Origin of the sequence: Flagellimonas alvinocaridis, from assembly GCF_004916895.1 — a bacterium.
Lineage (GTDB): Bacteria > Bacteroidota > Bacteroidia > Flavobacteriales > Flavobacteriaceae > Flagellimonas > Flagellimonas alvinocaridis.
Window position 1 is genome coordinate 41,666 of the sequence record NZ_SNTZ01000010.1, and the last position, 12,593, is coordinate 54,258.

12 protein-coding genes are annotated in these 12,593 nt (G+C 40.5%); 7 read left to right on the plus strand and 5 right to left on the minus strand.

Going from position 1 to position 12,593, the window contains the following annotated elements:
- Nucleotides 1–105: 105 nt before the first annotated feature.
- The 3 genes from EZV76_RS13840 (at nucleotide 106) to EZV76_RS13850 (ending at nucleotide 5,645) form a co-directional block, all read left to right on the plus strand.
- Nucleotides 106–1,959, plus strand: a complete 1,854-nt coding sequence (locus tag EZV76_RS13840; RefSeq protein WP_136567164.1) for a DNA topoisomerase IV subunit B — start codon at nucleotides 106–108, stop codon at nucleotides 1,957–1,959.
- Between the two features lie 31 nt (nucleotides 1,960–1,990).
- On the plus strand, nucleotides 1,991–4,618 hold the full coding sequence (locus EZV76_RS13845) for a DNA gyrase/topoisomerase IV subunit A (RefSeq protein WP_136567165.1): 2,628 nt from the start codon (nucleotides 1,991–1,993) through the stop codon (nucleotides 4,616–4,618).
- 70 nt (nucleotides 4,619–4,688) lie between these two features.
- Nucleotides 4,689–5,645, plus strand: a complete 957-nt coding sequence (locus EZV76_RS13850; protein WP_136567166.1) for a sterol desaturase family protein — start codon at nucleotides 4,689–4,691, stop codon at nucleotides 5,643–5,645.
- Nucleotides 5,646–5,652: 7 nt separating this feature from the next.
- On the opposite strand, the gene EZV76_RS13855 is transcribed toward EZV76_RS13850, so the two are convergent.
- Genes EZV76_RS13855 through EZV76_RS13865 form a run of 3 tightly spaced genes read right to left on the minus strand, consistent with a single transcriptional unit; the run spans nucleotide 5,653 to nucleotide 7,240 of the window.
- Complete coding sequence (locus tag EZV76_RS13855; RefSeq protein WP_136567167.1) at nucleotides 5,653–6,468, minus strand: TerC family protein; 816 nt, start codon at nucleotides 6,466–6,468, stop codon at nucleotides 5,653–5,655.
- Between the two features lie 2 nt (nucleotides 6,469–6,470).
- Nucleotides 6,471–6,848 (minus strand): DNA topoisomerase IV, encoded by a 378-nt coding sequence (locus EZV76_RS13860; protein ID WP_136567168.1) that lies wholly within the window; start codon nucleotides 6,846–6,848, stop codon nucleotides 6,471–6,473.
- A 32-nt stretch (nucleotides 6,849–6,880) separates the two neighbouring features.
- Nucleotides 6,881–7,240, minus strand: coding sequence for a helix-turn-helix domain-containing protein (locus EZV76_RS13865; RefSeq protein WP_136567222.1), 360 nt, complete (start codon nucleotides 7,238–7,240; stop codon nucleotides 6,881–6,883).
- 318 nt (nucleotides 7,241–7,558) lie between these two features.
- On the opposite strand from EZV76_RS13865, the gene EZV76_RS13870 reads away from it, so the two are divergent.
- From EZV76_RS13870 to EZV76_RS13880, 3 genes are all read left to right on the plus strand, one after another.
- The gene (locus EZV76_RS13870) at nucleotides 7,559–8,665 is read left to right on the plus strand and encodes a M14 family metallopeptidase (protein ID WP_136567169.1); all 1,107 of its coding nucleotides are present in this window, start codon (nucleotides 7,559–7,561) and stop codon (nucleotides 8,663–8,665) included.
- A 100-nt stretch (nucleotides 8,666–8,765) separates the two neighbouring features.
- On the plus strand, nucleotides 8,766–9,245 hold the full coding sequence (locus tag EZV76_RS13875) for an Lrp/AsnC family transcriptional regulator (protein WP_116218835.1): 480 nt from the start codon (nucleotides 8,766–8,768) through the stop codon (nucleotides 9,243–9,245).
- A gap of 24 nt (nucleotides 9,246–9,269) precedes the next feature.
- Nucleotides 9,270–9,785: a DinB family protein gene (locus EZV76_RS13880; RefSeq protein WP_136567170.1), complete on the plus strand. Its 516-nt coding sequence runs from the start codon at nucleotides 9,270–9,272 to the stop codon at nucleotides 9,783–9,785.
- Nucleotides 9,786–9,794: 9 nt separating this feature from the next.
- Here the strand turns inward: EZV76_RS13880 and EZV76_RS13885 are convergent, their stop codons facing one another.
- Together EZV76_RS13885 and aroB are read right to left on the minus strand one after the other, a co-directional pair.
- Nucleotides 9,795–10,127, minus strand: a complete 333-nt coding sequence (locus tag EZV76_RS13885; protein WP_136567171.1) for a hypothetical protein — start codon at nucleotides 10,125–10,127, stop codon at nucleotides 9,795–9,797.
- Nucleotides 10,128–10,221: 94 nt separating this feature from the next.
- Complete coding sequence (gene aroB, locus EZV76_RS13890) at nucleotides 10,222–11,277, minus strand: 3-dehydroquinate synthase (protein WP_136567172.1); 1,056 nt, start codon at nucleotides 11,275–11,277, stop codon at nucleotides 10,222–10,224.
- Nucleotides 11,278–11,368: 91 nt separating this feature from the next.
- Here aroB and EZV76_RS13895 point away from each other — a divergent pair, with 91 nt between their 5' ends.
- Complete coding sequence (locus EZV76_RS13895) at nucleotides 11,369–12,541, plus strand: proline dehydrogenase family protein (protein ID WP_136567173.1); 1,173 nt, start codon at nucleotides 11,369–11,371, stop codon at nucleotides 12,539–12,541.
- Nucleotides 12,542–12,593: the final 52 nt, after the last annotated feature.

Here is a 12,593-nt window from a genome sequence, read left to right on the forward strand (position 1 = left end):
TTCACTCTACAAGCTATATCAACACCCATTGTTGATTAATTTCTTGCTTCCATACTTTTATTTTTGCCCCTAAATTTTATATTAGCAAGGATTAACCCTTAACACATGGCAGAAACCCAGTATACCGAGGATAATATTCGTTCACTGGATTGGAAGGAGCATATTCGTATGCGTCCCGGAATGTACATTGGCAAATTGGGCGATGGCTCTTCTGCCGATGACGGCATCTACATTCTTCTTAAAGAGGTCATCGATAACTGTATTGATGAATTTGTCATGGGGGCCGGGAAAACCATAGAAATCAACATTAAGGACAACACCGTGCATGTTCGTGACTTTGGTCGGGGCATTCCATTGGGAAAAGTGGTGGATGTGGTCTCCAAAATGAATACTGGAGGTAAATACGATACACGTGCCTTCAAAAAATCCGTGGGACTTAATGGGGTAGGTACCAAGGCCGTGAATGCTTTGTCCAGTTATTTTAGGGTAGAGTCTACCCGTGATGGACAATCCAAATCTGCAGAATTTGAGACAGGAAATCTTACCAATGAGGAATTTTTGGAGGAAAGTTCAAGACGGAGGGGCACCAAGGTAAGTTTTGTTCCTGATGAATCCATTTTCAAGAAATATAAATATCGCAACGAGTATGTGGAACGCATGCTCAAGAATTACGTTTACCTAAATCCAGGACTCACCATTGTCTTTAATGGCGAAAAATTCCATTCGGAAAACGGGTTAAAGGATTTATTGGAAGACAATAACAATAATGAGGATTTCCTATATCCTATCATTCATTTAAAAGGAGATGATATTGAGGTGGCCATGACCCACAGTAAAACCCAATATAGCGAGGAATATCATTCTTTTGTCAACGGCCAGCACACCACCCAGGGAGGAACCCACCAAGCAGCCTTCCGGGAAGCCGTGGTCAAGACCATTCGGGATTTTTACGGAAAGAATTACGATGCTTCAGATGTAAGAAAGTCAATCATTTCTGCCATCTCCATTAAAGTGATGGAACCCGTTTTTGAAAGTCAGACAAAAACCAAATTGGGTTCTACGGACATGGGAGGGGACTTGCCAACTGTGCGTACGTACATCAACGATTTTCTGGGAACACAGTTGGACAACTACTTGCACAAAAATCCGCAAACCGCTGAAGCCCTGCAGCGTAAGATTGTACAGGCTGAAAAGGAACGTAAGGAACTTTCAGGTATCCGGAAATTGGCACGTGAACGCGCAAAGAAAGCAAGTTTGCACAACAAAAAACTTAGGGATTGCCGTGTGCACCTCCAAGACATGAAAAATGAGCGACGCTTGGACACCACTCTGTTCATTACGGAAGGGGATTCTGCATCCGGCTCCATTACCAAATCCAGGGACGTGAACACACAGGCTGTTTTCAGTTTGAGAGGGAAACCCTTGAACTCCTACGGCATGTCCAAAAAGATTGTGTACGAAAACGAGGAGTTCAATCTGCTCCAGGCTGCCTTGAATATTGAAGAATCCATGGAGGATTTGCGGTACAACAATATTGTAATCGCCACGGATGCCGATGTGGATGGGATGCACATACGGTTGCTGTTAATTACCTTTTTTCTGCAATTCTTTCCGGAACTGATCAAGGAAAACCATTTGTACATCCTTCAAACCCCACTTTTTAGGGTTCGAAATAAAAAAGAAACCATTTATTGCTATAGTGAAGAGGAAAAAAGAAAAGCCATTGACAAGCTAAGTGGAAAACCAGAGATTACCCGATTTAAGGGATTGGGTGAGATTTCGCCAGATGAATTCCAGCATTTCATTGGAGATGACATTCGATTGGAGCCTGTAATGTTGGACAAAGCCATGAGTATAGACAACTTATTGCAGTTCTATATGGGGAAAAATACTCCCGATAGACAGGAATTCATTATAAATAACCTTAAAGTTGAACTTGATTTAGTTGAAGAAAACTAACTGTAAAACAAATAAATACACATCCTTCTGAATGGAAGAGAACGAAGAACTGAATGATGAAGGCTTAGAGAATCAGGATACCTCCCAAGATAGCTTGGTAAAAGTTACTGGGATGTACAAGGACTGGTTTTTGGATTATGCTTCGTACGTAATCCTGGAACGTGCCGTACCAGCAATTGAAGATGGATTTAAACCAGTGCAACGGAGAATCATGCACGCTCTCAAAGAACTGGATGACGGCCGTTACAACAAGGTGGCCAACGTGGTAGGACATACCATGCAATACCACCCCCATGGAGATGCCAGCATTGCTGATGCCATGGTTCAAATAGGGCAGAAAGACCTTTTAATTGATACACAGGGAAACTGGGGAAATATTTTAACAGGTGACGGGGCCGCCGCACCAAGATATATTGAGGCCCGGCTTTCCAAATTTGGCCTTGAGGTTGTCTATAGCCCCAAGATAACGGAATGGCAGCTATCCTATGACGGTAGAAAAAAAGAACCCATACACTTACCGGTCAAATTTCCTTTGCTTCTTGCCCAAGGTGCGGAGGGAATTGCGGTTGGGCTTTCAACCAAGATACTACCACATAATTTTATAGAACTTATTGATGCTTCCATAAAACACCTTAAAGGTCAACGGTTCACTATATATCCCGACTTTCCCACTGGCGGAATCATTGATGTGACCAATTATAATGAAGGGGTTAGAGGCGGAAAAATACGGGTCAGGGCAAAGATTTCGGCTCTGGACAAAAATACGTTGGTCATCAACGAAATACCATATGGCACCAATACATCTTCTTTAATTGATTCCATCCTTAAAGCTAATGACAAGGGGAAGATCAAGATCAAAAAAATAGAGGACAACACAGCTGCAGAAGTTGAAATTCTGGTTCATCTGCCCAGCGGTCTTTCACCCGATAAAACTATTGATGCCCTCTATGCATTTACCGCATGCGAATCCTCCATTTCGCCATTGGGCTGTATCATAGAGGACAATAAACCCCTGTTCATTGGGGTCAAGGAAATGCTTGAGCGATCCACGGACAATACGGTGGAGTTATTGAAATCCGAATTGGAAATTCAATTGAGTGAGTTGGAAGAGCAATGGCATTTTGCCTCCTTGGAACGAATTTTCATAGAGAATAGAATCTACCGGGACATTGAGGAAGAAGAGACTTGGGAAGGAGTGATTGCTGCCATAGACAAAGGATTGAAACCATTTACCAAGAATTTAAAAAGAGCAGTTACCGAAGAAGACATTGTCCGTTTAACAGAGATTCGCATTAAGCGTATCTCCAAGTTCGATTTAGAGAAAGCCCAACAACTTATCGATAGTTTGGACGAACGTATTGCCCAAACCAAGCACCACTTGGAACATTTGGTAGAATATGCCATAGACTATTTCAAAGAGTTGAAAAAGAAATATGGGGCTGGTCGTGAAAGACAGTCAGAGATTAAAGTTTTCGATGACATCGAGGCTACCAAGGTGGTCATTAGAAACACAAAACTCTATGTAAACCGAGAAGAAGGTTTTATAGGAACGTCGCTTAAGCGCGACGAGTATGTAACTGATTGTAGCGATATCGATGATATTATTGTCTTTACGAAGAGCGGGGAAATGATGGTCACAAAGGTAGACTCCAAAGTCTTTGTAGGCAAAAACATCATCCACGTGGCTGTGTTTAAGAAAAAGGACAAGCGTACGGTCTATAACATGATCTATAAAGAAGGTAAAGGGGGCTCCAGTTACATTAAAAGATTTAATGTCACCAGCATTACCCGGGATAAAATCTACCCATTGGCTGGGGACAAGGCCTCTTCTGAAGTACTTTATTTTTCAGCCAATCCCAATGGAGAAGCAGAAGTCATTACAGTACTCTTGCGGCAATCCGGGAGTATCAAAAAACTGAAATGGGATTTGGACTTTGCGGATGTACTTATTAAAGGCAGGGCATCCAAAGGAAACTTGGTCACCAAATACAGTGTCAAGAGAATAGAATTGAAAGAAAAAGGAGTTTCTACCCTAAAACCGAGAAAAATCTGGTTTGATGATATCGTAGGGAGACTAAATGTTGATGGAAGGGGAGAACTATTGGGAGACTTTAAAGGAGACGACTTACTTCTGGTCATAGATCAAAAAGGAACGGTAAGGACCATTCCTCCAGATTTGTCTACCCATTTTAATGAAGATATGATCGTGCTGGAAAAATGGCACCCCAAAAAACCCATATCCGTAGTGCATTTTGAAGGTGAAAAAGAGCGTTATTACCTCAAACGGTTCTTAGTGGAGAACCCCAACAAAGAAGAATTGGTAATTTCTGAGCATCCGAAATCATTTATGGAACAGGTGTCAACAGATTGGCGACCCATATTAGAGATAGAATTCGTGAAACCTAGAGGTAAAGATGCCAAACCCAATCTTCAGGTGAATGTTGAAGATTTTATTTCCGTTAAAGGGATAAAAGCAATTGGAAATCAACTTACTACGGAAAAAGTAAAGAACATCAATGCATTGGAACCATTACCATTTGAAGAACCCGAGGACACCAAAGCAGAGGACTTGGAAGTGGTGGATGAAGAAAGTGTGGATGTTGACAAAACCGAATCCGAACCTAAAAAAGATAGTTCTGACCAAACCTCTTTGTTTTAAAGTAATTTCTACCTATATTCTCAACCGAACATAATTATAAAAAATCCTAACCCCATAGCATAGATACTTTATGGATTTCACCAACCCGCTGGTATATGGCGTACCGGTTTTTATTGCCTTCATCTTAGTTGAACTCACTTATAGTAAAACCCATGGAGACGACCATCTGTATGATTGGAAGGATTTAGCCGCAAGCGGGTTTATGGGTATAGGCTCTGCCATATTGGGACCTTTGTTCAAGGTAGTTTTCGCGATTGTATTATTTAAAGCCACCTATGCTTTTTTTAATCCCGAGATAGATGGGGTAAGGCAAAACTTGCTGGGCTATGAGTCTTTTGGTTATGCATGGTATGTTTGGATACTTTGTCAGTTGGCCGACGATTTTACCTATTATTGGTTTCACAGGGCCAACCATGAGATTCGTATTTTGTGGGCAGCCCACATCGTACATCATTCCTCTGATAATTTTAATTTAGGTACAGCCGTTAGAAATGGATGGTTCACAATTTTATACAAGCCTTTATTCTATATGTGGATGCCAGCTATTGGTTTTCCGCCTGAAATGGTAGTGGTTTGTCTAGGTATTGAGGCACTATGGCAATTTCAGTTGCATTCCGTATACATCCCTAAGCTTGGTTTTCTGGAAAAGTTCTTAAATACCCACACCATGCACCAAGTGCACCACGCCCAAAATGTTGAGTATTTGGATAAAAACCACGGCGGTTTCCTCAATATTTTTGACAAGGTATTCGGAACATGGAAAGAGCTGGATGATGACATTGATGTTAAATACGGCGTAATCCACTCTCCAAACTCCTATAATCCGGTAGTAATTCTGACCCATGAGTTCAAGGATATCTGGAATGATGTAAAGAAGGTGGATAAACTATCACACAAACTTATGTACATTTTTGGACCTCCTGGATGGAGCCATGATGGAAGCACCCTAACCGTAAAACAGCAGCAAAAACTGTTTGAAGAACATCGAGAAGCTCATCCTGAACTTGTCTACCAGCGCCCTAACTAACTTTAGGTCAATTATTTTCGATGGTTTCCTGTTCTGGAGTTTTGTTTTTCTGCATTCTTAGATTTAAGAACTCCACCATTAAAGAGAACGCAATGGCAAAATAAAGATACCCTTTGGGTATTGCCCCAACCTCGTTGCCAAACACAACCAGATGTGATAGGTGGGCAGCTTCGGCAATCAGCATAAACCCAATAAGAATCAGAAAGGAGAGCCCCAACACTTGTATTGATGGATGACGATTCACGAACTCCCCGACAGGGTTAGCAAACAGCATCATAATAACAACAGAGATAACCACTGCGGTAACCATAAGCACCAATGCATCTGTTGGATTGGGGGAAATTCCATTGGTCATTCCTATTGCCGTTAAAATGGAATCAAATGAAAATACAATGTTGATCACGGTAATCTGAACAATGGCGTTCGTCAAGGACGAAGACCTTGATTTTTCAACTTCACGCTCATCATGACCACGGTCCTCTATCTTTTCGTGAATTTCTTTGGTACTCTTGTACAAAAGGAACAATCCCCCAAGAAACAGGATAATAGCCTGCCAGCTAATGCCACCCGTGACCCAAGATTCATCAAGAAGCATGAAAGGTTTTTTCATCTTAGTAAGCCAGGTAATTCCAAACAACAGTAAAATTCGCATTACCATTGCAAGTACCAACCCAATGTTGGTCGCTTTTCTTCGATCTCTTTTTTCCAGTTTGCCGGCGGCAATGGAAATGAAAATGATGTTGTCTATCCCCAGTACAATTTCCAAGAAGGTCAAGGTTATCAAGGCCATCCAGGCATCTGGGCTGGAAAAAATTTCAAACATGGTCAGTGTGTTTTATATGCGGTTCCCCTAAATTTTCGTTTGTCGCCAATGGCACTATATTCAAATGTATAAGAAGAATCCGTAGTGGTCAAGATTTTTATATGGATTGATTTTTCCTCTGCCTTACTCTTTGGGTTAATGTTCTTGAGAACATACTCACAGTCATTGATCCACCGAACTGTTGATGTGTCCTGTTTGCCTTCATAAAAATCAACTTCGGTATCCAAAGTCCTATGAAAGGTGGTTTTCTTTTCTTCACCATCAACCATGGCAGTGAAGGTAAACTCACCCGTCTTAAAATTTGCGCAATTGCGTTGTGGAGACTGACCACAGGCTATAAAGATTAAAAAAATCCCGATGGAGAAAAAGTATTTTACCATAGTGGCAAAGTAACGGAAAGAACTAAAGCGGGTCAATCATTTTTTGGGAGAAACGACTCAAAAGTGCCGTCTTCGTAAAAAACTACAATTTTTGAAGGCGCGTGAGATTTATTTTCATTCTTTGAAATTTTCTTTTTTGGCTCTTCCATATCAAAATTAGAGCTTTTAGGCAATGGTGCGGCGAACATTTCTTGACTGTCTTCAGGATCTGAGGGGAAATTTCCAATTCCCATTAGAAGCCAATACAGATTAACGCTAGGGTAGGCGTCCACCAATTTCATTACAAAATCCAAACTAGGTTTATTGCGCCCATTGAGCAAATGGGAGATACTGGATCGTTGTACACCAATCTCATCTGCAAAGGCAGATACCGTTAAACCGTAGTGCTCCATTATTGATTGTATACGTGGAAGGATGTCGTTATTCACAAATGTAAATTTATAAATTTGAAGATACACATAAATCCAATAGATGCCAGAAAACCGTTGGTTAAAATCCAATCAATATATAAGTTTTAATTCATATAATATACTTTAAAAGTCTCTTTTACAATTAGTTGGCATTCATTCGAAATTTTTTATTCACAAATGTATCAAAGCGCATTTTCCAGTACGACATACCTGATATATTTGTAACAAATAGCTACTTTATGGAATACATTTGTAAACTTTTCAAAGATTACTTTTGTATGCTTTAAGTTTAGCTACGCTATGATTGAGCATTCCAAATACAAGGAGCCTAACTTAAAGGACAGGTACATTACATTAGATATGTTAATGCCCTGTTTTAAAAAAGTGGCTTCATCATCGTTAAGGGTATTGGGGAAATCTGTACAAGGTGACCCCATAAGTGCATTTACATTGGGGCATGGTAAGCACAGAGTGCTTATGTGGTCTCAAATGCATGGAAACGAATCCACAACCACAAAGGCGGTTTGGGATATGGTAAACTATTTGCAGGGCAACGAAACGCTTGCAAAAACTATTCTTGATTCTTGTACCCTTATGGTAGTTCCCATGCTTAATCCTGACGGCGCAAAGGCTTACACAAGGGTAAATGCCAATCAGATTGATTTGAACAGGGATGCGCAACAACGCTCACAACCTGAGAGCAAGGTACTGAGAGAACTTTTTGAAGCATTTAAGCCTGATTTTTGCTTTAACCTACATGACCAGCGCACACTTTTCAGTGCTGGATCGGCTAAAAAACCGGCAACGGTTTCCTTCCTGTCACCTGCTAGCAACGAGCAGCGTGATGTGACTCCGAGTAGGGAAGTAGCCATGAAGCTGATTGTGGCCATGAACAGGGTCTTGCAAGAGTTGATTCCAGGCCAGGTTGGACGTTATGATGATGGCTTCAATGCCAATTGCGTAGGGGATGCATTTCAAATGCAGGGTGTACCCACTATACTTTTTGAGGCAGGTCATTATGAAAAAGACTACATGCGTGAGCACACGCGAGAGTACATATTCCATGCACTCATGGCCGCTTTGGATACTATTTCCAAAGAAAAAATAGATGCGCAGCGTACTGAGGATTATTACCGGATTCCGGAAAATGAAAAATGTTTTTTTGATATTTTAATCCAAAACCCACAAACAATCAATTCTAATTTGGAAAAAGGTTCCCGTATTGGTATCCGTTTTCAGGAAATTTTGGAAGGAAACGCAATTCAGTTTAAACCGGAGCTTGCTGAAATTGGTAAACTAGAGGGTTTTTTTGGCCATGAGACGTTTAACTGTTTAAATAAAAAGGATTTGGAACAGCTGTCCAAGCACAATGAAATCATGGCTTTGATCAAAAGGATTGAAAAATAGGCAGCTAACTTTTATAACTTCTTGCATTTTATTTAAAAAAGAAGCATTTTTATTACGTTAATTTCTTTATTTAACTAATTTTGCTGTTAAATTCAATGTAATGACCAAAGTAAAACTAGACGAAATCGACCATCAGATATTAGATATGCTGATCGATAACACCCGTACACCCTTTACTGATATTGCTAAGAAACTGTTGATTTCCGCAGGAACAGTACACGTTAGGGTGAAGAAAATGGAAGAATCAGGAATCATCAAAGGTTCCTCACTTACATTGGATTATGTAAAGCTGGGCTACTCGTTCATTGCCTATGTGGGAATCTTTCTTGAGAAAACCCATCAGACCAAGTTTGTGCTGGAGCGGCTTAACCAAATTCCATATGTAACTGTTGCCCATATTACCACGGGTAAGTTCAATATTTTCTGTAAGATTCGGGCCAAGGACACCACTCATGCCAAAAATATCATCTTTAAGATTGATGACATTGACGGTATCAGCAGGACCGAAACCATGATATCATTGGAAGAAAGCATCAATGACAAGAAGCGTTTGATGCATACCATTTTCAACGAACTGTAATTCTACAGTTCTTTTTATCGCCTTATGAAAAGTTCAGAATTACCGTCTTCTGAGTATAGTCCTTTTTACCATAAATATATACTCGCCTTGGGGGATGTATCCTTAATGGATGAACTGCAAAAGGGAAAAGAACGATTTCTTTCCTTTTTGGAAAAACTGCCCGAAGATAAATTGGGGCATGCCTACGTCGAAGGAAAATGGACCTTGGCAGAATTGGTAGTGCATATTATTGATGCAGAAAGAGTTTTTCAATATAGAGCGCTTCGATTTGCAAGAAATGACAAGACCCCCTTACCTGGTTTCGAACAAGACGACTATGTTCCCCAATCCAATGCCTCCAAAAGAACCATAAAAGATTTGATGGAAGAGTACAAGGCGGTTCGGGACTCCACTATTTTGTTGTTTCAATCTTTTGATGAAGAGGCTTTGAAAAGAGTAGGGGTTTCCAGTGGTTCGCCCTTGAGCACAAGGGCCACGGGATTCATTATAAGTGGCCACCAAGCTCATCACCTTAAGATTATTACCGAAAGATATCTTTAGCGTAAAATTCTAGTATAGGCTATCATTTTCGTAATCTGAATCTGAATCCGGTTCAAAATCGGCTTCATTGTATGAGGTTTCTTCAGTTTCCATAACCTCTTCCTTGCCAAGTTCTTTTTCTATCTTCTCCTCAAAAGTGGAAATGAAGTGGGAAAGACTTTTACTGATTTTTACCAAGTAAATGGTGTCCTCGGTTCTTACTTCAACAGCTTCGATCACTTCACCGTTTGGCTTTTTGATCGTAATGATGTCTTCATCGCCGTAACCGTAAGGATAGGAGTCAATTAGTACGGCGGCCACCTTGTGGTCCAACTTTTTGTAGTCAATTAATACTCGTTTCATAATGGATAGGTTTTTATGCTATCCTAAACTATGAATTTTTAAAAATGGGGCTTCCAAAGAGTTGTAAAACGAATGTATTTAGTATACGAAGCTCTTATTCCCTGTAGTAAGCAAATGCTTTGTAAAAGAGTTCTACAGGCACTTTTACATCGGTAACTGCAGTTCCAATGGATTGCAATAGCACAAAATTCACATCTCCGTGCGAATTCTTTTTATCGTATTTGAGCAATTGCAAAATGGCACGGATATCATTATCATCAAACTCTACCAAATCAAAATATTGTAAAAAGACATCTTTGATTTCCAAGAGCGACAATTTAGGAAGTCCCTTTAACTCGTGGGAAAGATATCCTTCCAAAATCATTCCAACCGCAATGGCCTCTCCGTGTAACAACGTTTTCTTGTTTGGGTTTTCCAGACAGTATGATTCTATGGCATGGCCAAGTGTATGGCCAAAATTCAAAATCTTTCTTAGTCCTTTCTCTGTAGGGTCCTCCAAGACCACTTCATTTTTAAGAGCTATAGATCGTTGTATGCACGAAGCATCGGTAAAATTTCCGTCTGTTTTCAAGTTCTGCCAATATTCGGCATCCATGATCAACCCATGCTTCAACATTTCTGCATAACCACTGGTCACCTGTCGCGGATCCAGCGTTTTTAAAAACTCAGGAAATACCAATACCATTTGTGGTTGATTGATAACCCCGATTTGATTTTTCAATGCTCCGAGATCTACCCCCGTTTTTCCACCAATGGAAGCATCTACCATGGAAAGCAGGGTAGTGGGAATATTTATAAAATCAATTCCCCTTTTAAAAGTTGAGGCAACAAAACCGCCCATGTCCGTAATCACACCTCCGCCCAAGTTAATAAGCAAACTTTTGCGGTCACCATCGAAATTTGACAATTGCTTCCACAAATCCAAGCAAGTGTAAATATGCTTGTGTTCTTCTCCAGATTTGATCTCAAAAATGTGATCAATGGGGTGGTTCAACATTTCTTTAAAGGAAGGCAAGCAATGTTCTTTGGTGTTTTCATCCACCAAAACGAACACTTTGGAATAGTTGATTTTTGCAATATGCTGTTTTAGAGCGGCTTCTGCAAGCTGGCCCAAATGCACTTCGTATGATTGTGATTTAACGGACTCCATATTTCAATTTACACCACTAAATAAAGATTATTTTTATTGATAATCTTCTTGAAAGGCGACTTATATTTGGATCTTTAAAAGATTGCCAAAAATGCGACCAAATTTTGAGAATACCGCAATAGCTTTTGAGCTAAAATCGGACTCCCAACTAGAAAGGGCCTACTTTTTATTCAAAATGATTGCCAATGAACCCTTGGTTAGAATCGGGACCGCTGTGACCAACTTTGCCATAAAGGCGCACTTGCCCGTAGAAGGCCTCATCCGGGCCACGGTGTTCGATCATTTTTGTGGTGGGGTCAGTGAAAAAGACTGTCTTCGGGTAATAGATAGAATGTATGGTAATGGTGTTTGCTCCATTTTGGACTATTCCGCAGAGGGAAAGGAAGTGGACAATCAATTTGATTTTGCCCTGGAAAAGACTTTGGAGATTCTCTCATTTGTAAAGGAGAAGGATGCCATTCCATTTGCCGTATTCAAGCCAACTGGTTTTGGTCGATTTAAACTCTATGAAAAGGTAAGTGCCGGGGAAAAATTAACGGAAAAGGAAACTGCGGAATGGGGTAGGATCATTGATCGATTTGAAAAAGTCTGTAAAAAAGCACACGAACTGGAAGTAGGTCTTTTAATTGATGCTGAGGAAAGTTGGATGCAAGACGCTGCAGATGATTTGGTATTGCAAATGATGCGCAAATACAACAAAGAGAAGACCATTGTTTACAACACTTTCCAAATGTACCGGTGGGACCGAATGGATTATTTAAAGCAATTATATGATCTGGCGGCAAAGGAAGGTTTTACGATTGGGGCAAAAGTGGTTCGCGGAGCCTATATGGAAAAAGAGAATGAGCGAGCACAAGAAAAGGGATATGAGAGTCCAATTTGCAAGTCCAAACAGGAAACGGACAATAATTTTAATGATGGGATTGCCTATTGCATGCAGCACTTGGACCGCATCACCATATTCGCTGGAACCCATAACGAGGCTAGTTGCCATAAGCTAATCGACTTGATGGAAGAGAAAAACCTTGATTCTTCCGATCAGAGTATTTGGTTTGGGCAGCTTTTTGGGATGAGCGATCATATTACATACAATTTGGCCAAGGAAGGGTACAATGCTGTAAAATATGTTCCTTATGGGCCCGTAAAGGATGTAATGCCCTATCTTATCCGAAGAGCTGAGGAGAACACATCCGTGGCTGGCCAGACCTCCAGGGAGCTGGTACTTATCCAAAAGGAACGAAAACGCAGGAAGTTGGATTCGTGAGTAGAGTCATTTTTATTTTAGTCTAGAAAATTTTCATTACACTTTCCGATTA